This window comes from Micromonospora sp. NPDC005163 (assembly GCF_053599835.1).
In genome coordinates this window covers 1-21,515 of the sequence record NZ_JBSFYP010000094.1, presented here as the reverse complement: position 1 = coordinate 21,515, position 21,515 = coordinate 1, and the positions used below count along the sequence as shown (strand labels likewise).

The following is a 21,515-nucleotide window of genomic DNA, read 5'->3' as shown; positions in this document are numbered from 1 at the left end:
GAAGCTAAGCCCTCCAGCGCCGATGGTACTGCACTCGTGAGGGTGTGGGAGAGTAGGACGCCGCCGGACAAACATTGGTCAGGGCCACCCCTTCAAGGGGTGGCCCTGACGCATTTCCATACCCCGAAAGACCTCAGCCGGCGTGGGACGCCGGCTCAGGTTTCAGCCCCGGGTCTGCATGCCGGCGCGCAGGTTGCGGAGCAGGCCGCCGGCGTCGGTGACCGACCGCCCCGGGAACATCGCCATCACCACGCTGCCGTGGTCCGCCCAGCCACACACCGCGAAGTCACCGCCCTCGCCGCTGGTGTTGCCGCACTTCATCACGCCGCCGAGCTCGCCCGCGGACACCTCGCGCAGGCCGGTCACCCTGCCGGTTTCGTCGGACATCAGGCCGAAGAGACTGTCCAGGTCCCGCTCCGGCTGCCAGAGCAGGGTGGTGCCCCCGAAGATGAGCACCGACCGCTTGTCGTCGGCCTGATCGCGGTAGACCGTGCCGAAACTGCGGTCCAGCTCGATGTTCGCGGCCAGGCCGCTGCGCAGGTAGTCCGCCGTGCTCTTCGCGCGTTCGCTGTCGTCCCGGGTCAGGCCCGCCGCCCGGTCCGGCGAGGTCAGCCGGGTGTCCTTCTGCTGAACCACCCGCCAGCCGCCGGCGCCCAGCACACCCGCACCGGCCAGGCCGACGACCAGCGCGACCGCCCAGCCGACGCGGCGCCGCCGGGACCACCCGCCACGCCGCTCGTCGGGGTCACCCCCCGGATCGCGGGTGCTCAGCTGGATCGGCTCCTCGGTCAGCTCCACCGGCTCGCGACCGTCGTCGAGCGGGCGCTCAGTGAGATGTGCGTCGGACATAGCCGACACCGTACGCGAATGGCAGGTGGCGCACGTCAGGTCCGCGGAAGCCCTCCGTAGACTTTCACGGGTGACCGACAGACTCGATGCCCGACGCCCCGACGCCCCCACCCTGGCCGGCCAGTACCAGCCCGCCGAGGTAGAGCAGCGACGGTACGAGCAGTGGGTAGCCGCCGGGCACTTCCGGGCCTCCGCCGACAGCGACAAGCCTCCGTTCACCATCGTCATCCCGCCGCCGAACGTCACCGGCTCCCTGCACATGGGCCACGCGTTCGAGCACACGCTGATGGACGCGTTGACCCGGCGTAAGCGGATGCAGGGCTTCGAGGCGCTCTGGCTGCCCGGCATGGACCACGCCGGCATCGCCACCCAGAACCTGGTCGAGCGTCAGCTCGCCGGCGAAGGCCTCTCCCGGCACGACCTCGGGCGGGAGAAGTTCGTCGAGCGGGTCTGGCAGTGGAAGGCCGAATCCGGCGGGGCGATCCTCGGCCAGATGCGACGCCTCGGCGACTCGGTCGACTGGGACCGTGAGCGCTTCACCATGGACGCGGGCCTGACCCGCGCCGTCCAGACGATCTTCAAGAAGCTCTTCGACGAGGGCCTGATCTACCGGGCCAACCGGATCATCAACTGGTGCCCACGCTGCCTGACCGCGCTCTCCGACATCGAGGTCGAGCACACCGACGACGATGGTGAGCTGATCTCCATCCGGTACAGCGACGAGGTCGTGGTCGCCACCACCCGCGCCGAGACGATGCTGGGTGACACCGCCGTCGCGGTGCACCCGGATGACGAGCGCTACCAGCACCTCATCGGCACCGAGGTCGAGCTGCCGCTGACCGGGCGCCGCATCCCGATCGTCGCCGACGCGCACGTCGACCCGTCGTTCGGCACCGGCATGGTGAAGGTGACCCCGGGGCACGACCCGAACGACTTCGAGATCGGCCAGCGCCACGACCTGCCCGCGCTGACCGTGATGGACGAGCGCGGCGTGATCACCGTGCCCGGCCCGTTCGAGGGGCTGGACCGCTTCGAGGCACGTCCCGCGATCGTGGCCGCGCTGCGCGAGCAGGGCCGGATCGTGTCCGAGAAGCGGCCGTACGTGCACGCGGTCGGGCACTGCTCACGGTGCAAGACGACCGTCGAGCCGCGGCTGTCGTTGCAGTGGTTCGTCAACACCGCGCCCCTGGCCCAGGCCGCCGGCGACGCGGTCCGCGACGGCCGGGTCCGCATCGAGCCGGCCGAGCTGGCGAAGCGCTACTTCGCGTGGGTCGACAACATGCACGACTGGTGCATCTCCCGGCAGCTGTGGTGGGGGCACCGGATTCCGGTCTGGTATGGCCCGCAGGGCGAGATCGTCTGCGTCGGCCCCGGCGAGCAGCCGCCGACGGGGGAGGGCTGGCACCAGGACGAGGACGTGCTGGACACCTGGTTCTCCAGCGCGCTCTGGCCGTTCTCGACCCTCGGCTGGCCGGAGCAGACCCCGGACCTGGCCAAGTTCTACCCGACCAGCGTCCTGGTCACCGGCTACGACATCCTCTTCTTCTGGGTCGCCCGGATGATGATGTTCGGCCTGTACGCGATGGACGGCCAGCAGCCGTTCGACGTGGTGGCCCTGCACGGCATGGTCCGCGACGAGCACGGCAAGAAGATGTCCAAGTCGTTCGGCAACGTGGTCGACCCGCTGGACTGGATCGACCGGTTCGGCGCCGACGCCACCCGGTTCACCCTGGCCCGCGGTGCCAACCCCGGCCAGGACGTCCCGGTCAGCGAGGACTGGTGCCAGGGCTCGCGCAACTTCTGCAACAAGCTCTGGAACGCCACCCGGTTCGCGCTGATGAACGGCGCGCACACCGCGGGCGACCTGCCCGCGGCCGAGCAGCTCTCCACCGTCGACCGGTGGATCCTGTCCCGGCTCGCGCACGTCACCGCGGAGGTCGACGAGCAGTTCGAGGCGTACGAGTTCGCGAAGGTGTGTGACCTGCTCTACCACTTCGCCTGGGACGACGTCTGCGACTGGTACGTCGAGCTGAGCAAGCCGGTGCTCGCCGAGGGCGGCGAGCGGGCCGAGACCACCCGCCGGGTGCTCGGGCACGTGCTGGACCAGCTGCTGCGGTTGCTGCACCCGGTCATCCCGTTCGTCACCGAGGAGCTGTGGCTCGCGCTGACCGGTGGTGAGACGGTGCAGACCGCGGCCTGGCCGGTGGCCGACCGTTCACTGATCGACGACGCCGCCGAGGCGGAGCTGGTCAGCGTGCAGCGGGTGGTCACCGAGATCCGCCGGTTCCGTTCCGACCAGGGGTTGCGCCCGACCCAGCGGGTGGCCGCCCGGCTGGACGGGTTGGCGGGGGCCGGCATCGCGGCCCACGAGCCGTTGATCCGCTCACTGGTCCGACTGGACCCGGCCGGCGACGCCTTCCAGGCCAGCGCCACGCTGGCCATGCCCGGGGCGGTCGGTGTCGCGTTGGACACCCGGGGGTCGATCGACGTGGCCGCCGAGCGGGCCCGCCTGACCAAGGACCGCGCCGCGGCCGAGAAGGAGGTCGCGCAGGCTCGGGCGAAGCTCGACAACCCGGCCTTCGTCGGCAAGGCCCCCGAGCCCGTCGTCGCGAAGATCCGCGACCGGCTGGCGACCGCCGAGGCCGACCTGGTCCGGATCGACGCTGCTCTGGAGACGCTTCCCTCGTGACCGACCGTACCGATTTCGCCGCCGTCGAGGCCGAGCTGGCCGCCCGCGGCTTCACCCGCATGGTCTTCGAGCTGGACCGGATCGAGTCGCTGCTCGACCTGCTCGGCAGCCCTCAGCGGGCGTACCCGGCGATCCACCTGACCGGCACCAACGGCAAGACCTCCACCGCGCGAATGATCGACTCGCTGCTCCGGGCGTTCGGGCTGCACACCGGCCGGTACACCAGCCCGCACCTGGAGACCGTCCGGGAGCGGATCAGCCTGGACGGCGAGCCGGTCAGCGAGGAGCGGTTCGCCGCGGTGTACCGGGAGATCCGGCCACTGGCGGAGCTGGTCGACGCGGGCTCGGACGAGCCGCTGACGTACTTCGACATGACCACCGCGCTGGCGTTCGCCACGTTCGCCGACGCGCCGGTCGACATCGCGGTGGTCGAGGTGGGCCTCGGCGGCGCCGAGGACGCGACCAACGTCATCCAGGCCGGCGTCTGCGTGATCACTCCAATCGGCCTGGATCACACCGAGTGGCTCGGCGACACGCTCCAGGACATCGCGCTCGCCAAGGCCGGCATCATCCACCCGGGCGCCACCGTGATCGCGGCGGCGCAGGAGGAGGAGGCGGCGCGTCCGCTCCTCGAACGCTGCGCCGAGGTGGGCGCGACCATCGCCCGCGAAGGCGCCGAGTTCGGCGTGCTGAGTCGGGCCATCGCGGTCGGCGGCCAGGTGCTCACCCTCCAGGGGCTCGGCGGCACCTACGACGACGTGTTCATCCCCCTGCACGGCGCGCACCAGGCGCAGAACGCCGCGGTGGCGCTCGCCGCGGTGGAGGCGTTCCTGGGCGCCGGGACCACGCGGCAGCTGGACATTGAGGCGGTCCGGGAGGGCTTCGCCACGGCCAGCTCCCCGGGTCGCCTGGAGCGGGTCCGGAATGCCCCGACCGTGCTGTTGGACGGCGCGCACAACCCGCACGGGATGGCCGCCACCGTCACCGCGTTGCAGGAGGAGTTCGCCTTCAGCAAGCTGGTGGCGGTCGTCGGCGTGCTCGCCGACAAGGACGCGCCCAGCCTGTTGGAGCTGCTGGAGCCGGTCGTCGACCTGGTGGTGGTCACCCGCAACAGCTCGCCGCGGGCGATGCCGACGGCGGAACTCGCCGCGCTGGCCGTCGAGATCTTCGGCGAGGAGCGGGTCGAGGTGGCCGAGGAGATGCCGGACGCGATCGAGGTGGCGGTGGCACTGGCCGAGGAGGAGGTCCCGGGTGAACTCAGCGGGGTCGGGGTGCTGATCACCGGGTCGGTGGTGACGGTGGCCGACGCCCGTCGGCTGCTGAAGCGATGACCGGCCCGGAGCGGGACCGCCGCAGCACCGAGCATTCACCAGCGGACCAGCCCACGATCGGGTCGCCGGGCGAGCAGCCCTCGGGCGAGCAGCCCCGGCGGTCCGGGCTGCGCAACCCGGAACGGGCGGTACGCGGCCTGGGCGCCGGGACCCTCAGCCTGGAGGCGCTGGTGCTGGTGCTGGCCATCCAGCCGATCCGCGTGGTCGGCGGTGACCTGGGCGGGGCCGCGATCGCCGCGGTGGTGGCCCTGGCGGTGGTCGCCATCCTGCTCGCCGGCATGATGCGCCGCCCGTGGGCGTGGCACGCCGGCACCGTGGTCCAGGGTCTGCTGCTGCTGGCCGGCCTGCTGCACTGGTCGCTGTTCGCGCTGGGCGTCATCTTCGCGCTGGTCTGGGCGTACGCGCTGCACGTCCGCAGGGTCATCCTCGGCTGACGGCCGACCTGGACCGCCTCGCGCTCGCGGTCAGGCGTCGGCGCGTTCGCGCCACTGGGTGAGGGCGATGCCGTGGCCGTCCGGGTCACGGAACGCCGCCGCCCACACCTCCAGCCTGGTGCCCCGGTTGACGACGCGGGGCGCGTACGTGAAGCGCAGACCGGACCCACGCAGCCGCCCGTACGCCGCCTCGATGTCGTCCACCTCAAGGTTGACGTGCACCAGCCGGCGGCTGATCGGTGCCGCCCCGGTCACCTCACGCAGCACCAGGCGGGTCGTGCCGGAGGCGAGCACGGCGTTGCCGGCGCCCTGGTCGACCTCGGTGAAGCCGAGCACGTCGCGATAGAAGCCGAGCGACCGGGACAGGTCGGTGACCAGCAGCGTGAGGCCGACCCCGCTGATCGGTGCGGTCGGGTCGGCGGCGGCCTCCGTGTCGTATCCGAAGATCGCCTCGTCCAGTTCCTCGGCGGTGACGGTCTCGCGCGCGGCGCCGGGCGGGGTGGGATCGTCCAGCGGCAGGTCGAGCGGGTCCAGGGGGTCCGTCATGCCCGGAGCGGACCGCTGCGCCGGAGGTGGGTCGAAGCGCTGTGCGGTGGGCGGGTCGAAGCGATCCTCGGCGGGTGGGGCGGCCTCCGGCTGGTCGAAGCGCTCTTCGGCGGGCGGGCGCGGCGCGGGCGTGGCCCGGCGGGGCAGCCCGCCGCCGGCCGACTGGCCGCCGGCCGTCTGCTCGACCACGACGCCCTCCAGCACCACCGGGCCGCCGGGGCTCTGGTGCACCACCACCGGCTCGCGTTCCTCGGGGGGCGCGACGCCCGGGTCGTCACGGAGCGGGTCCGGGCCGGGTGGGTCGCGAAACGGATCGCCGAGCGGGTCGCGGAAGTCGTCGTCCGGCGCACGGTCGGCCCACGGCGGGGCGTCCTGCTGGATCAGCACCTCGTCCAGGGCCTCGGCGTCGGCGAACTCGGGTGGCAGGTCGGCGACGGCCGCGGCGGTCTCGGCGTGGGTGGGTATCTCGTCCCAGAGGACCTTGACGTGCCGCTGATCGTCCAGCGCGACCCGGATCGGCAGGGTCTGGCCCAGCGACGGCCACTTGGAGACCGGCACCCGCGGTTCGATGATCTTCTTGGACCGGGGCGGCAGACCGGGGGCGTCGATCACCAGTTGCAGCTCACAGCGGCCGAACGCGTACTGGGTGGGTGGTTCGGACGCGCTGTGCACGTGCCCGACACCGACCACCCAGGTGCGGCCACCGCCGCGCACGGTGGCCAACGCGATCGCCAGCACCAGCAGGGCGACCCCGAGCGCCACGATGGCCCAGCTCATCATGCCCAGCCCGAAGAGGACGACGAACGTGGCCACGGTGCCCAGCACCGTGCCGATCAACTTGCGTACCGGCGCGATGGTTCGATTCCCGCCATTCGCCACAGTGGACCTCCCGGGGTCAGGGTCAGGCTAGGCCGGATCGGCCACCGGGGGAAAGACCGGCCGCCGCGCCGGCGCCGGGACCGGGTCGCTAGGCTGACCGTACCGATCCCGAGCGTTCAGCGCGTACAGGAGGAACCCAGCGTGTCCAGCAACAGTCCGGATGAGCGCAGCCTCGTTCTGATCAAGCCCGACGCGGTTCGCCGCGGCCTGGTCGGCGAGGTCCTCTCCCGCTTCGAGCGCAAGGGGCTGCGGATCGACGCGATGGCGCACCGGACGATGGACGCGGCGCTCGCCGACGAGCACTACGCGGAGCACGTCGACAAGGCGTTCTACCCGCCGCTGAAGGGCTTCATGACCGGCGGTCCGCTGGTCGCCCTGGTGCTCTCCGGCGACCAGGTCATCGACGTGGTCCGCGGGCTGGTCGGCGCGACCGACGGGCGCAAGGCCGCCGCCGGCACCATCCGGGGCGACCTGTCGCTGTCCAACCGGGAGAACCTGGTGCACGCCTCCGACTCGCCGGACAGCGCCAAGCGCGAGATCGCGCTCTGGTTCCCCGAGCTGGGCTGAGCCGCGCCGCCGGCGCTCAGTCGACCGGTGGCAGCTTCTCCGGGTTGCCGACCACGTAGACGCCGGTGATCCGACCGTCGGCCGCGCTGACGGTCAAGGTGTGCCGGCTGCCGTCCGCACCGGTCATCAGGGCGGCGGGTTCCCCGTTCAGCTCCACCCGGCGCATCGTCCACTCACGGGCCCGGCCGTAGATCCCGGCGAAGAACCGGGCGACCCGGTCTGCACCGGTGACGGGGTTGCGGGCGGCGCGTACCCGACCGCCGCCGTCGTTCCACGCCGTGGCGTCCGCCGCGACCAGGTCGGTGAGCGTCGCCAGGTCACCGTCCCGGGCGGCGGCCAGGAACGCGTCCAGCAGACGTTCCCGCTCGGCCCGGCTGGCGGTGAAGCGGCGCTGCTCCTGTCGCACCCGGGCGGTGGCCCGGTGGTGCAGTTGCCGGCAGTCCTCGGGGGTCCGATCGAGGATCTCGGCGATCTCGGCGTACGGCAGGTCGAAGGCGGTGTGCAGGACGTACACCGCGCGCTCGGGCGGGGTGAGCCGTTCCAGCACGTGCAGCAGCGCGGCGGACAGCGAGTCGCGCAGCTCCGCGCGGTCCAACGGCCCGAACGGCGAGGGCGCGGTCCCCACCGGCTCGGGCAGCCACGTCCCGACGTACGTCTCACGCGCCGCCTGCCGGACGCGCAGCCGGTCCAGCGAAAGGCGGGTGACCACCCGGGACAGGTAGCGGCGGGGCTCGGCCACCGTCGACCGGTCCACGCCGAGCCAGCGCAGGTACGTCTCCTGGAGCACGTCCTCCGCGTCGTGCCGGCTGCCGAGCAGCCGGTAGGCGAGCCCGAGCAGCATCGGCCGGTGCGCCTGGAGCGCACCGGCCGCGTCTGCCGCCTCGGTCCTCACACCTGCGCCGGAGGCTCCAACCGCAGGGTCACCCCGATCCGATTCCACACGTTGATTGTGGCAATCGCCATGACGAGGTCGGCCAGTTCCTTCTCCGACCAGACCTTCGCGGCGGCGTCCCACACCTCATCCGAGACACCGTGCTCGCCGAGCCGCGTGACCGCGTCGGTGAGCGCCAGTGCGGTCCGCTCCCGCTCGTCGAAGAACGGCGCCTCCCGCCAGGTGGCCACCGCGAACAGCCGCCGGTTCGACTCGCCGCTGGCGAGCGCGTCGCGGCTGTGCAGGTCCACGCAGTACGCGCACCCGTTGAGCATCGACGCCCGCAGCTTGATCAGCTCCAGCACGGTGTGGTCGACGTTCGACTGGACGTACTTCTCCAACCCCATGACGGCCTGGTACGCCTTCGGCGCCACCTCGCCCGGGTTCATCCGCTGCATGACTACCTCCCCTGATCGGTTCGACACCCTCACGACGGACCGGCCGGGGTGTGCCGTGACAGCGGTGGGTGTGACTCCGCTCATGCCGACCGGACAACCGGCGTTCCGGCCCGCGTCACCCGTACCGCCGCTCGCGGTCATGTCCGGCCGCTAGACCGGTCTCCGCAGTTGATCATGAAGTTGTTGTCACGACTCGCCGTGGCGACGGGCAACAACTTCATGATCAACGGGGTGGGGGGCCGGGGCCGGGGGGGTGGGGTGGGTGGGGTGGAGCGGGTTAGAGGGTGTCTAGGGAGGCTCGGCGGCGGGACTCGGCTTCGAAGAGCTTGAGCAGGAGTGCGGCGAGGACGGCGTAGGCGGCGCCGACGGCGAGCTCGGCGGCGAGTTGGGGTGCGGCAGCTCGGAAGCTCTCGCCGGCGACCAACCGGCGGGCCGCCTCGGCGGCGTGGGTGATCGGTAGCAGCTCGCCGATGACGCGCATCCAGGCGGGCAGCCCGGCGGCGGGCACGTTGACGCCGGTGAGCAGGAGCAGCAGCGCCACCGAGACGTTCGATACCAACCAGACGTCGCGAAAGCGCAGCCCGATCGCGCCCAGGGTCAGGCCGAAGAAGCCGCAGGCGAGCGCCGCGACCGCCAGGGCCAGCAGCAGTCCCGGCAGTGCGTCGACCGGCACTCGGAGGCCGAGCAGCAGCGACGCCGCGGTCAGTGTGGTGACCGCGATCAGCAGGCCGTTCGCCGCGTACGGCAGGACCCGGCCGAGGAAGACCGCGGTGCGGCTGCGCGGTGAGAGCAGCACGTGCCCGAGCGTGCCGAAGCGCCGCTCGTTGGAGACGGCCATCGTGCCGCCGAACACGCAGGCCACCGAGGCCGCCAGCACGGCGTTGCCGGTGATGTAGAAGCCGTCGTCGGCGACGCCGAGCTGCCGGCCCAGGTAGGCGAAGAACAGCAGCTGGAACAGCGGGCCGACGAGCAGCGTGCCGACGAACATCGCCGGGGTGGTCCAGTTGAACAGGGCACGGTAGGCGATCACGCCACCGATGCCGATCAGGCGGAGCAGTGCGGGCATCGTCGCCTCCTCAGGCCAGGGCGAGGGTGGCCGCCGCGCGGGCCCGCCGCTCGACGTGGGTCATCATGATCGCGCCGAGCGCCAGGCAGGCCAGGCTGATCGCCAGGCAGACGCCGAGCGACGGCCAGACCGGCCCGCTGCCGGTGGCCGCCTCGCGGACCGCCCGCGCTCCCCAGGTGGTGGGCAGCACGGCGGCGATCGGGCCGGTCCAGCCGGGCAGCGCGGTGATCGGCACGAGCATCCCGGAGACCAGCCAGATCGGGTACTCCAGCGTGTTGGTCAGCGCGTTGGCGTTACGCAGCAGGACGAACGTGGAGGCGAGCAACAGCCCGAACATGCCGAGCCCGATGATGCAGCCGGGTACCGCGACCGCGAACGCCAGCGGGTGGACGAAGGCCAGCGGAATGCCGTACAGCAGCCGGCCCCAGGCCAGTGTGGCGAGCATGGCGTACGTGCCGGTGAGCGCGGTGGCCAGCGTGATCGGCAGCACCACCAGGGCCGGCGGCCGGGGCGCCAACATGATCATTTCCAGGGTGCCCTGCCAGCGCTGGTTCTGGATGGCGCCACCCGAACCGAACAGCACCGACGACCAGATGCCCATCAGCCCGGCCCCGACCGCGGCCTCCAGCAGCCGGCCCGGGTCGCCGCCGGCCCGGAACAGGTGGACGGCCAGGGTCGCCTGCACCACCGGCACGATCAGCGCGGTGGCGATCTCGAACGGCGACCGGCTGAGCTGCTTGGCGTGCAGGAGCGCCCCGACCGCGATCATCCGCGACGTCCTCACGCCGCCACCGCCTCGACCGGGCGGGTCTGCGCGTCGACCCGGTTCACGATCGCCACGTACGCGTCCTCCAGGGTGGGCTGCCGGGCGGTGACCCGGCCCAGCCGGACCCCGTCCAGCGCGCGCAACACGTCCGCCTGCACGTCCACTCCCGCGTCGGACTGCACGGTCAGCATCTGCGCCGCACCGGTGACGACCACGCTCGCCTCGCGTACGCCCGGCAGGGCGTGGATCAGGGCGAGCTGGCCGTCAGCCACCCCGTACGCCTCCACCTCCAGCACCTGCCGGCCGTCGGCGTGGTGCCGCAACTCGGCGGGAGTGCCGAGGGCCTGGATCGTGCCGTTCGCGATCACCGCGATCCGCCCGCACAGCTCGTCCGCCTCGGCCATGTAGTGCGTGGTGAGCAGCACGGTGGTGCCGGTGGCGGCGAGGTCGGCCACGGTCTGCCGCAGCTCCCGGGCCGCCACCGGGTCCACCCCGATCGACGGCTCGTCGAGGAAGAGCACCCGCGGCCGGTGCAGCAGGCCCCGGGCGATGTGCAGCCGCTGCCGCATGCCCCGCGGGTAGCCCTCCACCCGGTCGTTCTCCCGCCCGGTCAGCCGGACCAGCTCGAACAGCTCGGCGATCCGCCGCTTCTGCTCCCGCCCCGGTACGCCGTACAGCTCGGCGAAGTAGCGCAGGTTGTCCCGTGCGGAGAGCCGGTCGTAGAGACCCCGGTCACCGCCGAAGACGTACCCGATGCGTCGCCGTACCTCGCGGGTCTGCCGGACCACGTCGAAGCCGTCGATCCGGGCCTCGCCCGCGGTCGGGATGAGCAGCGTGTTCAGCAGCTTGATGGTGGTGGTCTTCCCCGCGCCGTTCGGCCCGAGCAGGCCGAACAGCTCCCCGTGGCCGACCGTCAGGTCGACGCCGCGGACCGCCTCCACCTCCCGGCGCTGTGGTCGTAACCATCCGGTCCGGCTGCGGTACGTGCGGCGCAACCCGACCGCCTCGATCGCGTGTTCGCTCATGGCCCGGAGGCTAGGAGCGGCTGGGGCGGGTAAAAACGAATTCGGATCCGGCCGAATGTTCAGGCCGAGGCGGTCGCCGGCCCGTCGCCGATCAACTGCACCAGGGCCAGGCCGGCCGGTTCCAGGCCGTACAGCACCCGCCGGCCCACCCGGCGGCGGTGCACCACGCCGGCGGTGAGCAGGGCGGAGAGTTGCTCCGAGACGGTGCTCGGGGCCAGCCCCAGGGTCGCGGCGAGGCCGGCGGTGGTCGCCGGTCGGGTCAGCGCCCGCAACACCTGTGCGCGCCCTCGCCCGACCAGCACCGCCAGCCGGTCGGTGGCCGGATCCGCCGCGGGCCTGTCGGTGGCCGGCCGGTCGGCCAGCAGCACCGAACCCCGGGCCTGGTACGAGACCGCGAGGATCTCGGAGTGATCGGTGGAGCAGGTGAGCGCTCCTCGGGAGAAGATCAACGGGATCAGCAGCAGCCGCTGGTCGACCGCGGTGAACTGGCCCTCGGACGACTTGACCAGGGTCAGCACCGGCCGTTCCCAGCGCACCCGCTCGTGCAGGTCGGCCAGCAGCGCGTCCGGGCCGTGCGCGGCGAGCGCCCGCGCCCGGTGCAGCACCTCCTCGTCCAGCGCCGCCCGCATCGCCGGCCACCAGGGCGCGATCGCCGCGTCCCAGTACGCCTGCAGGCCGTCGGCGAGCCGGTCCAGGGCCGCCTGCCGGTCGGTGACGAACGGGCGCAACCAACCCGGCAGGTCATCGGGACGGTGGTAGCGGGGGATCTGCTCGGCGATCACCGAGGCCGGCGTGGCCCGGAGCGCGGCCAGCTCCTCGGCGAGGGTCGGGCTCGCGGTGGGCGGTACCGGGCCGAGGAAGTCCGGGTACCACGGGCCGGTGACCGAGTAGAGCTTCAGCGGGGCCGCGTCGGGCAGCTCGGCGAGCGCCCGGCGGGCGTGCCGGGCCCAGCCCGTGTAGGGCCAGGGCACCTCGTCCGGGTACCGGTCGAGCAGGTAGAGGCTGCACTTGGCCTCCCAGAGCGGGCTGGTCGCGATCCGGGTGCGGGTCAACGTCGGCTCGTCCAGCTCGATCCGGATCACCCGGCCAGCCTAGGGGGCGCCCGGCGGGCGGGATTACTCGGCGGCGGGCCGGTGGGTGGGTCGAGTATCGTTGAGCACCGTAAGGCGATGACCCGGCCATCACCGGTGAGCCTCCGGAAGAACAGCCGGGCAACCGGCCCAGTAGAACCGGACGGGTCCGGCCCGTCACAGCCGGCCAATGAGCGGGCGGTCGATCCTGACCGCCAAGCGGGGTGGTACCGCGGGCCACCCGGGGAGCGTCGATTGAGGCGTACCCCGGAAGGTTCGTCCTCGCAGACCCACCGATGAGTGAGCTGCGAGGAGAGCGACCCCCGATGGTCTATCCGTTGCACGACCCGACCGCCGCCGGTGTCCCGGCGAGCCCGGACCTGCCCGCGGTCGAGCGCCGGGTGCTGGAGCACTGGACGGCCGACAAGACCTTCGAGGCGTCGGTGGAGGCCCGCCCGGCCGGCGACGACGGCAAGAACGAGTACGTCTTCTACGACGGCCCGCCGTTCGCCAACGGCCTGCCGCACTACGGCCACCTCTTCACCGGCTACGTCAAGGACGTGGTGCCGCGCTACCAGACCATGCGCGGCCGGCACGTCGAGCGGCGCTTCGGCTGGGACTGCCACGGCCTGCCCGCCGAGGTGGTGGCCGAGAAGCAGCTCGGCATCACCAGCAAGGCGGAGATCATCGACCTGGGCGTGGCCCGGTTCAACGAGGCCTGCCGCACCTCGGTGCTGGAGTTCACCCAGGACTGGGAGCGGTACATCAACCGGCAGGCCCGCTGGGTCGACTTCGCCAACGACTACAAGACGCTCGACCTGGACTACATGGAAAGCGTCATGTGGGCCTTCAAGACCCTGCACGACAAGGGTCTGATCTACGAGGGCTTCCGGGTGCTGGCCTACTGCTGGCGCTGCGAGACGCCACTGTCGAACACCGAGACCCGGATGGACGATGTCTACCGGGACCGGCACGACCCGACCCTGTCCGTGTGGTTCGGGCTGACCCCCGACGAGTCCGCGCCGGAGCTGGTACGCGGGTCGGTCAAGCTGGGCGTCTGGACCACCACGCCGTGGACCCTGCCGTCCAACCTGGCGCTGGCCGTCGGCCCGGACATCGAGTACGCGGTGCTGGAGCGCAGTGGCCAGCGCTACGTCGTCGGCGCGGCGCGGCTGGCCGCGTACGCCAAGGAGCTGGAGGGGTACGAGCAGGTCGGCACGGTGTACGGCCGTGACCTGGTCGGGCGCCGCTACACCCCGCTGTACGACTTCCTCGTCGAGCAGGCCGGGGACAACGCCTACCAGGTGCTCGGCGCGGAGTTCGTCACCACCGAGGACGGCACCGGGATCGTGCACCTGGCCCCGGCCTTCGGTGAGGACGACCAGAACGTCTGCAACGCCGCCGGCATCCCCACCATCGTCACTGTGGACGACCACACCCGGTTCACCGCGTTGGTCCCGCCGTACCAGGGCGAGCAGGTGTTCGACGTCAACAAGCCGGTGATCCGGGAGCTCAAGGAGCGGGGGGTGGTGCTCAAGCAGGACACCTACACCCACTCCTACCCGCACTGCTGGCGCTGCGAGACCCCGCTGGTCTACAAGGCGGTGTCGTCGTGGTTCGTGGCGGTGACCCGTTTCCGGGACCGGATGGTCGAGCTGAACCAGCAGATCAACTGGACGCCGGGGCACATCAAGGACGGCTCGTTCGGCAAGTGGCTGGCCAACGCCCGGGACTGGTCGATCAGCCGGAACCGGTTCTGGGGCTCGCCGATCCCGGTGTGGAAGTCCGACGACCCGAACTACCCGCGCCTGGACGTCTACGGGTCGCTGGCCGACATCGAGCGGGACTTCGGCGTACGCCTGAGCGACCTGCACCGGCCGGCGGTGGACGAGCTGGTCCGCCCCAACCCGGACGACCCGACCGGCCAGTCGATGATGCGTCGGGTGCCGGAGGTGCTGGACTGCTGGTTCGAGTCCGGCTCGATGCCGTTCGCCCAGGTGCACTACCCGTTCGAGAACGCGGACTGGTTCGAGCACCACTACCCGGGCGACTTCATCGTCGAGTACATCGGGCAGACCCGCGGCTGGTTCTACACCATGCACGTGCTGGCCACCGCGCTGTTCGACCGGCCGGCGTTCCGCAACTGCCTGAGCCACGGCATCCTGCTCGGCTCGGACGGGCGCAAGATGTCCAAGAGCCTGCGCAACTACCCGGACGTCTACCACGTCTTCGACGCGTATGGCTCGGACGCGATGCGCTGGATGCTGATGTCCTCGCCGGTGCTGCGCGGCGGTGACATGGCGGTCACCGAGACGCTCATCCGCGACGCCGTCCGGCAGGTGCTGCTGCCGCTGTGGAACGTCTGGTACTTCTTCTCGTTGTATGCCAACGCCGACGGGCACCAGGCGCGGCGCCGCACCGACTCGACGCACCTGCTCGACCGGTACATCCTGGCGAAGACGAACGAGTTGGTGTCGACGGTCGGCGCGCAGATGGAGGCGTACGACATCTCCGGCGCCTGCGCCACCGTCCGGTCCTACCTGGACGCGCTGACCAACTGGTACGTGCGCCGGTCCCGGGACCGGTTCTGGTCCGGTGACGCGAACGCCTTCGACACCCTGTGGACGGTGCTGGAGACGCTCTGCCGGGTGGTGGCGCCGCTGGCGCCGCTGACCGCGGAGGAGATCTGGCGCGGGCTGACCGGGGAGCGCTCGGTGCACCTGACCGACTGGCCGGAGGCGACCGAGTTCCCGGCCGACCACGAGCTGGTCGCCGCGATGGACGCCACCCGGGCGGTCGCCTCGGCGGCGCTGTCGCTGCGCAAGGCGAAGGGGCTGCGGGTGCGGCTGCCGCTGTCGAAGCTGACCGTGGCCTCGCCGGCGGCGGAGCAGCTGCGCCCGTTCGCCGACCTGGTCGCCGACGAGGTCAACGTGAAGGCGGTGGAGTTCAGCGCGGAGCTGTCCGACTACTGCGAGCAGGTGCTGACCGTGGTGCCCCGGGCGCTCGGCCCGCGGGTCGGCAAGCAGGTCCAGCAGGTGATCAAGGCGGTCAAGGCGGGCGACTGGGAACTGGTCGACGGCGCACCGGTGGCCGCGGGTGTCACCCTGGCCGAGGGCGAGTACGAGCTGCGCCTGGTCGCCGCCGACGCCGAGCACTCCGCGCCGCTGCCCGGCGGTGAGGGCGTGGTGGTGCTGGACACCGAGGTCACTCCGGAGCTGGCCGCCGAGGGGCTGGCCCGCGACGTGGTCCGGGTGGTGCAGCAGGCGCGCCGGGACGCCGACCTCGACGTCTCGGACCGGATCGTGGTGTCGGTGTCGGCGTCCGAGGAGGTGCGCGCGGCGGTGGCCGCGTACATCGACTTCGTCGCCGGGGAGGTGCTGGCCGACTCGGTCGACTTCGCCGAGGGCCTCGACGGCTTCGCCGGCGAGGTCGGCGAGGGTGACCGGGTGACGGTCGTCGTGCGCAGGGTATGACCGTGTAAGGAAGGGGCCCTTCCTAACGCCTCGTGTAGAGGAAGGGCCCCTTCCTAACCGCAGCATCGCCGGGGCGCGGGCGCCTCGCCACCTCCGTCCGGGGGGTGTGGCGGCGTCCGCTACCGTGACACCGCCTGTTCGCACCTGATCTGCCGGAGGACCAGTGCCCCTGCTCTACACCATCGGCAAGCTCACCGTGGCGCCCACGCTGCGGTTGGCGTTCCGCCCGACCGTGGAGGGGCTGGAACACGTGCCGGACACCGGCGGCGCGGTCTTCGCCGGCAACCATCTCTCGGTGGCCGATGAGCTGTTCCTCGGCACGGTGGTGCCCCGGCACCTGGCCTTCTGGGCAAAGTCGGAGTACTTCAAGGGCACCGGGGTGAAGGGCGCGATCTCCAAGTTCGTCCTCACCGGCCTGGGCGCGATCCCGGTCGAGCGGGCCGGCGGGCGGGCGGCACTGTCCGCGTTCGACGCGGCCATCCCGGCGCTCAAGGGTGGCGATCTGGTGGTGGTCTATCCGGAGGGCACCCGCTCACCGGACGGCAAGCTGTACCGGGGGCGGACCGGCGCGGCCCGGCTGGCGATCTCCGCCGGTGTGCCGATCATCCCGGTCGGCATGATCGGCACGGACAAGGCCCAGCCGATCGGCGCCCGGGTGCCCCGTCCCGGCACCGCCAAGATCACCGTTCGGTTCGGCAAGCCGCTGGACTTCACCGGCCGGCCGGACGACCGCACCTCGCTGCGGCAGATGACCGACGAGCTGATGAGCGAGATCCAGAAGCTCACCGGCCAGGAGTACGTGCCCCGCTACGCCCCGCCGCGCGCCCACCCGGACCCGACCCGCGACGCCTGACGGTCCTCAGCTCTGCTTGGGCTGGACGATCTGGCCGCGCAGGGTGTCCAGTAGGGCCGCGCTGTCGGAGACGGAGAGCCGGGTGAACACCCCGGTGGCGATGCTGCCGTGGTCGACCGAGGTGCAGACCACCACGTCGGTGTCGGCTGACCGGCCGACCGCGCAGCGTTCGTGCCGGCCCCGCACTCCGGTCTTCACCGTCTCGGGGGCGTCCAGCGCGTAGCGCTCGCTGAGCCGGCTGATCTCCGCGTCCGCGTCCGCCTCGGGGGTCAACCGGATGCCGGTGCCGCCGAAGACCGTCACGCGCTTGCCGTCCGCGGTGGCGTAGACGCCGGCGAAGGTGTCCTCGGCCAGCCAGTGCTCCTGGCGTACCTCGTTCTCCAACTGCCGGGCGGTCTTCGCGCTGCCGTCGTCCTGGCGCAGGCTCAGGTCGGCCACCTGCTCGGGCAGCGCCGCCCGGGCCGGGTACTGCGCCGAGATCGGGAACCCGTAGTAGGCCGGGCAGCCGCAGCAGCAGGCCAGGGTGAGCAGCAGCAGCCACGGCCAGCGGCGTCGCCGGCGGACCGGGACCGGCACGTACCCCTTGGGCGCCTGCCATCCCGGCGGCGGCGTCACCGGTGGTGGCGCGGCGGATCGGCGGCCCCGGCGCTGCTTCGGCGGCGCGGGCGGCGACACCGGCCGGGCCGGCGGCGTGGGACGCGACGGCACGGTGGGCCGGGCGGCTGTCGGCGGCGCGGCGGGTGGCGACACCGGGTGCGACCCGACCGGGGGAGCGGGTGGACCGGACCACTGCCGGGTCGCCGGCGGCGCCGGGTAGGGCAGTGTCGGAGGCAGCGGGGGCAGCTCGACGTGCGACAGCTCCCAGCCGCTGGTGTCCACGCCGGCCCACGGGTCGACCGGGGTCCGGTGCTCCGGTGGCTCGTCGGGCAGCGGCGGCGGCGGGGTCGGCTCGGCCGACTCGCCCCAGGCCCGCCGGCGCGGCAGCGGGGGCGGTACCGGCGCGGATCCACTCCACCGGGGCGGCGGGACCGCGTCGGTGGCGGCGGACTCGGCCGCCGTGGCGGGCGATTCGGCTGCGGTGCCGGGCAGGTCGATCGCGGTGGCGGGCAGGTCGGCCGCCGTGGCGGACGGGGATTCGGCCGCGTCGGCGCCGCCGGCCTGCTCGGTCGGCGGATCCGGCTGGTCCGGTGGTTGTGGCCGGTGCGGTGCTTCCGGCTCGTCCGAGGGGTCCGGCTGGTGCGGTGCTTCCGGCTCGTCCGAGGGGTCCGGCTGCTCCGGCGGTACGGATCGGGAGGTCGGCTCGTCGGCGACCGCCGGATCCCGGTCCGGCTCCGTGCCCGGGGTGCTCCCGTCGGCTGGACGGCCTGCTCCCGGCTGGGGCTCCGGCATCGCGGCAATCTCCTCTCGCGCCGGTCCGAGGTTAGTACCGTGCCGCCACCGTCGCCGACCGGGCGTCGTGGCGGGGGCGGCGCTCACCGCCACCGCTGGTCCTCGGGGCGTCGTGGGCGGCGTGCGCGCGGTCATCGCCGGGCGGGCGCGTACCCTTGGGCATCATGAGTGCCCCGTCCACGACGCCGCGCGCGGCCGCGACCAATTCCGTCTGGCCCCGGCTGGAGCCACTGCTCCCGCAGGTCTCGAAGCCCATCCAGTACGTGGGTGGTGAGCTGGGTGCGGTGATCAAGGACTGGGACGCGGCGACCGTGCGCTGGGCGCTGATGTATCCCGACGCGTACGAGGTGGGCCTGCCCAACCAGGGCGTGCAGATCCTCTACGAGGTGCTCAACGAGCTGCCCGACACCCTCGCCGAGCGGACGTACGCGGTCTGGCCGGACCTGGAGAACCTGATGCGCACGCACGGCGTGCCGCAGTTCACCGTCGACGCGCACCGGCCGGTGCGCGACTTCGACGTGTTCGGCATCTCCTTCTCCACCGAGCTGGGCTACACCAACCTGCTCACCGCGATCGACCTGGCCGGTATCCCGATGCTGGCCGCCGACCGCACGGACGCCGACCCGGTGATCGTGGCCGGCGGGCACGCCGCGTTCAACCCGGAGCCGATCGCCGACTTCATCGACGCCGCCGTGCTCGGCGACGGCGAGGAGGCGGTCCTGGAGATCACCGCGATCGTCCGGGAGTGGAAGGCGGAGGGTTCCCCGGGTGGCCGCGACGAGCTGCTGCTGCGGCTGGCCCGCACCGAGAGCGTCTACGTGCCGCGCTTCTACGACGTGGACTACCTCCCCGACGGGCGGATCCAGCGGGTCGTGCCGAACCGGGCGGCCGTGCCGTTCCGGGTGCACAAGCGCACGACGATGGACCTGGACGCCTGGCCGTACCCGAAGAAGCCCCTCGTTCCGCTGGCCGAGACGGTGCACGAGCGGTACGCGGTGGAGATTTTCCGGGGCTGCACCCGGGGCTGCCGGTTCTGCCAGGCGGGCATGATCACCCGGCCGGTGCGCGAGCGGTCGATCACCACGGTCGGGCAGATGGTGCGCGAGGGGCTGGAGTTCTCCGGATTCCACGAGGTGGGCCTGCTGTCGCTCTCCTCGGCGGACCACTCCGAGATCGGCGACATGTGCTCGGGCCTGGCCCAGCAGTACGAGGGCACCAACGTCTCGCTGTCGCTGCCGTCGACCCGGGTGGACGCGTTCAACATCGACCTCGCGCAGGAGCTTTCCCGTAACGGGCGGCGTACCGGCCTGACCTTCGCCCCCGAGGGCGGGTCGGAGCGGATCCGCAAGGTCATCAACAAGATGGTGTCGAAGGAAGACCTGATCCGCACCGTGGTGACCGCGTACACCAACGGCTGGCGGCAGGTGAAGCTCTACTTCATGTGCGGCCTGCCCACCGAGACCGACGAGGACGTCCTCGAGATTGCGGACATGGCCCACGAGGTGATCAAGGCCGGTCGGGCCGCCACCGGCTCCAAGGACATCCGCTGCACGGTCTCCATCGGCGGGTTCGTGCCCAAGCCGCACACGCCGTTCCAGTGGGCCCCGATGGAGCGCCCGGAGGTCATCGACCACCGGCTCAAGATCCTCAAGCAGGCGATCAACTCGGACCGCTCGCTGGGCCGGGCGATCGGCTACCGCTACCACGACGGCGAGCCGTCGCTGATCGAGGGGCTGCTCTCCCGGGGTGACCGCCGGGTCGGCTCGGTGATCCGCAGGGTGTGGGAGAACGGCGGCCGGTTCGACGGTTGGAGCGAGCACTTCTCGTACCAGCGCTGGGTGGACGCGGCGGCCGAGACGCTGCCCGCGTTCGGGGTGGACCTCGACTGGTACACCACCCGGCACCGCGACGAGCTGGAGGTCCTGCCCTGGGACCACCTGGACTCGGGCCTGGACAAGGACTGGCTCTGGCAGGACTGGCAGGACTCGCTCAGCGAGTTCGAGCAGGACGACTGCCGGTGGACCCCGTGCTTCGACTGCGGCGTCTGCCCCTCGATGGACACCGAGATCCAGATCGGCCCCACCGGCAAGAAGCTCCTGCCCCTGACCCCCGTGAAGGGCCTCAAAACCCCCACCGCCTGACCCGGCCCCACCGGTGCTGAGTTCCGAGGAGCGAGACGATCAGTAAGAAACCACAGCCGGAGGGTGGGCAGGCGCCGGTCGTCCAGCGCGTCCGCATCCGGTACGCCAAGCGCGGGCCGCTGCGGTTCACCTCGCACCGGGACTTCGCCCGGGCCTTCGAGCGGGCGCTGCGCCGGGCCGGCGTGCCGATCGCCTACTCCCAGGGCTTCACCCCGCACCCGAAGATCTCCTACGCCAGCGCCGCACCCACCGGGGTGGCCAGCGAGGCGGAGTACCTGGAGATCGGCCTCCAGGCGCCGGTCGACCCGGAGGCGCTGCGGGCCGCGCTGGACGCCGCGCTTTCACCCGGGCTGGACGTGCTGGACGCCGTGATCGCCGTCGGGGGCAGCCTGCCGGACCGGATCGAGGCGTCGTACTGGCACATCGAGCTGCCCGAGGTCGACCCCGCCGTGCTGCGCGCCGCCGTGGATGCCTTCACCGCCGCCGAGGAGGTGCTGGTCGAGCGGATGACCAAGCAGGGCCGGCGTACCTTCGACGCCCGCGCGGCCGTGATGTCGATCGATGTCCTCGCGCCGACGCCGACGCCTTCCGGGGCGCCGGCCGTACCGTGTGCGATACTCGAACTGGTCGTGCGGCAGGTCACCCCGTCCGTACGGCCCGATGACGTCCTTTCCGGCCTCCGCGTGGTGGCCGACCTGGAGCCGCCGGTCTCGCCGAGGGTGACCCGGCTGGCTCAGGGCACGCTGACCGCGCAGGGTGCGATCGTGGATCCGTTGGATGCGGACCGCGACGGGGCAGCCATCGTTGGGCACTGACCGACGGTCAGTGCTCTGGCAGGCAGACTTCGGCGGTCGCGCACCACGCGCGCCCGGCGGAAACACTTTTGCGGCGACCCTGCGTGGCAGCGCTCACCCGCGCCCGGGGCAGCCAGAACTGGAGAACGTCCATGCTCGAGAACGAGCCCGAGGGCGGCGAACGGACCGGTTCACAGCCGGCCGGCGACACCGCTGACCAGAGCACCACCGCCGACGGCGCCGCCGTCGCGAACCCCACCGCCGCCGGGTCGGCCGCGTTGGACCCGGCCGGCGCGGACAGCGCCGAGCCCGCC

At 72.2% G+C, this 21,515-nt stretch carries 17 protein-coding genes and 1 rRNA gene; 9 read left to right on the top strand and 9 right to left on the bottom strand.

Annotation, left to right across the window (positions count from 1 at the left end; genetic code table 11):
* Positions 1 to 69, top strand: a 5S ribosomal RNA gene (gene rrf / locus ACWD6N_RS34670); the annotation flags it as partial.
* Between the two features lie 93 nt (positions 70 to 162).
* Here rrf and ACWD6N_RS34665 read toward each other — a convergent pair.
* Positions 163 to 849, bottom strand: a complete 687-nt coding sequence (locus tag ACWD6N_RS34665; RefSeq protein WP_354965645.1) for a hypothetical protein — start codon at positions 847 to 849, stop codon at positions 163 to 165.
* 70 nt (positions 850 to 919) lie between these two features.
* Here ACWD6N_RS34665 and ACWD6N_RS34660 point away from each other — a divergent pair, with 70 nt between their 5' ends.
* The 3 genes from ACWD6N_RS34660 to ACWD6N_RS34650 are packed head-to-tail and all read left to right on the top strand — an operon-like array spanning position 920 to position 5,303.
* Entirely contained in the window at positions 920 to 3,538 is a 2,619-nt protein-coding gene (locus tag ACWD6N_RS34660; protein WP_354965644.1) for a valine--tRNA ligase, read from the top strand.
* Entirely contained in the window at positions 3,535 to 4,869 is a 1,335-nt protein-coding gene (locus ACWD6N_RS34655) for a bifunctional folylpolyglutamate synthase/dihydrofolate synthase (protein WP_354965643.1), read from the top strand. Before ACWD6N_RS34660 ends, ACWD6N_RS34655 begins: the two co-directional genes overlap by 4 nt.
* Positions 4,866 to 5,303: a DUF4233 domain-containing protein gene (locus ACWD6N_RS34650; protein ID WP_354965642.1), complete on the top strand. Its 438-nt coding sequence runs from the start codon at positions 4,866 to 4,868 to the stop codon at positions 5,301 to 5,303. The genes ACWD6N_RS34655 and ACWD6N_RS34650 overlap by 4 nt, the downstream gene beginning before the upstream one ends.
* A gap of 30 nt (positions 5,304 to 5,333) precedes the next feature.
* On the opposite strand, the gene ACWD6N_RS34645 is transcribed toward ACWD6N_RS34650, so the two are convergent.
* Positions 5,334 to 6,728 carry a VOC family protein gene (locus ACWD6N_RS34645; protein ID WP_354965641.1) on the bottom strand — a complete coding sequence of 465 codons (1,395 nt, stop codon included), beginning with the start codon at positions 6,726 to 6,728 and terminating at the stop codon, positions 5,334 to 5,336.
* 141 nt (positions 6,729 to 6,869) lie between these two features.
* Here ACWD6N_RS34645 and ndk point away from each other — a divergent pair, with 141 nt between their 5' ends.
* Positions 6,870 to 7,295 (top strand): nucleoside-diphosphate kinase, encoded by a 426-nt coding sequence (ndk, locus tag ACWD6N_RS34640; protein ID WP_354965640.1) that lies wholly within the window; start codon positions 6,870 to 6,872, stop codon positions 7,293 to 7,295.
* 16 nt (positions 7,296 to 7,311) lie between these two features.
* On the opposite strand, the gene sigJ is transcribed toward ndk, so the two are convergent.
* The 6 genes from sigJ to ACWD6N_RS34610 form a co-directional block, all read right to left on the bottom strand.
* Positions 7,312 to 8,187, bottom strand: a complete 876-nt coding sequence (gene sigJ / locus ACWD6N_RS34635) for an RNA polymerase sigma factor SigJ (RefSeq protein WP_354965639.1) — start codon at positions 8,185 to 8,187, stop codon at positions 7,312 to 7,314.
* The gene (locus ACWD6N_RS34630; protein ID WP_387323961.1) at positions 8,184 to 8,615 is read right to left on the bottom strand and encodes a carboxymuconolactone decarboxylase family protein; all 432 of its coding nucleotides are present in this window, start codon (positions 8,613 to 8,615) and stop codon (positions 8,184 to 8,186) included. The genes sigJ and ACWD6N_RS34630 overlap by 4 nt, the downstream gene beginning before the upstream one ends.
* A 286-nt stretch (positions 8,616 to 8,901) precedes the next feature.
* Positions 8,902 to 9,690 (bottom strand): ABC transporter permease, encoded by a 789-nt coding sequence (locus ACWD6N_RS34625; RefSeq protein ID WP_354965637.1) that lies wholly within the window; start codon positions 9,688 to 9,690, stop codon positions 8,902 to 8,904.
* Between the two features lie 10 nt (positions 9,691 to 9,700).
* Positions 9,701 to 10,459, bottom strand: a complete 759-nt coding sequence (locus ACWD6N_RS34620; RefSeq protein WP_354965636.1) for an ABC transporter permease — start codon at positions 10,457 to 10,459, stop codon at positions 9,701 to 9,703.
* A gap of 11 nt (positions 10,460 to 10,470) precedes the next feature.
* On the bottom strand, positions 10,471 to 11,481 hold the full coding sequence (locus ACWD6N_RS34615) for an ABC transporter ATP-binding protein (RefSeq protein ID WP_354965635.1): 1,011 nt from the start codon (positions 11,479 to 11,481) through the stop codon (positions 10,471 to 10,473).
* 59 nt (positions 11,482 to 11,540) lie between these two features.
* Complete coding sequence (locus ACWD6N_RS34610) at positions 11,541 to 12,563, bottom strand: ArsR family transcriptional regulator (protein ID WP_354965634.1); 1,023 nt, start codon at positions 12,561 to 12,563, stop codon at positions 11,541 to 11,543.
* 314 nt (positions 12,564 to 12,877) lie between these two features.
* On the opposite strand from ACWD6N_RS34610, the gene ileS reads away from it, so the two are divergent.
* Together ileS and ACWD6N_RS34600 are read left to right on the top strand one after the other, a co-directional pair.
* Complete coding sequence (gene ileS, locus ACWD6N_RS34605; protein WP_387323630.1) at positions 12,878 to 16,024, top strand: isoleucine--tRNA ligase; 3,147 nt, start codon at positions 12,878 to 12,880, stop codon at positions 16,022 to 16,024.
* A 163-nt stretch (positions 16,025 to 16,187) separates the two neighbouring features.
* On the top strand, positions 16,188 to 16,877 hold the full coding sequence (locus tag ACWD6N_RS34600) for a lysophospholipid acyltransferase family protein (RefSeq protein WP_354965632.1): 690 nt from the start codon (positions 16,188 to 16,190) through the stop codon (positions 16,875 to 16,877).
* A gap of 6 nt (positions 16,878 to 16,883) precedes the next feature.
* Here the strand turns inward: ACWD6N_RS34600 and ACWD6N_RS34595 are convergent, their stop codons facing one another.
* Positions 16,884 to 18,266, bottom strand: a complete 1,383-nt coding sequence (locus ACWD6N_RS34595; protein WP_354965631.1) for a hypothetical protein — start codon at positions 18,264 to 18,266, stop codon at positions 16,884 to 16,886.
* 164 nt (positions 18,267 to 18,430) lie between these two features.
* On the opposite strand from ACWD6N_RS34595, the gene ACWD6N_RS34590 reads away from it, so the two are divergent.
* Together ACWD6N_RS34590 and ACWD6N_RS34585 are read left to right on the top strand one after the other, a co-directional pair.
* Positions 18,431 to 20,407 (top strand): TIGR03960 family B12-binding radical SAM protein, encoded by a 1,977-nt coding sequence (locus ACWD6N_RS34590; protein WP_354965630.1) that lies wholly within the window; start codon positions 18,431 to 18,433, stop codon positions 20,405 to 20,407.
* Positions 20,408 to 20,502: 95 nt separating this feature from the next.
* Positions 20,503 to 21,222 (top strand): TIGR03936 family radical SAM-associated protein, encoded by a 720-nt coding sequence (locus ACWD6N_RS34585; protein WP_354965662.1) that lies wholly within the window; start codon positions 20,503 to 20,505, stop codon positions 21,220 to 21,222.
* The last annotated feature ends 293 nt before the right edge of the window (positions 21,223 to 21,515 follow it).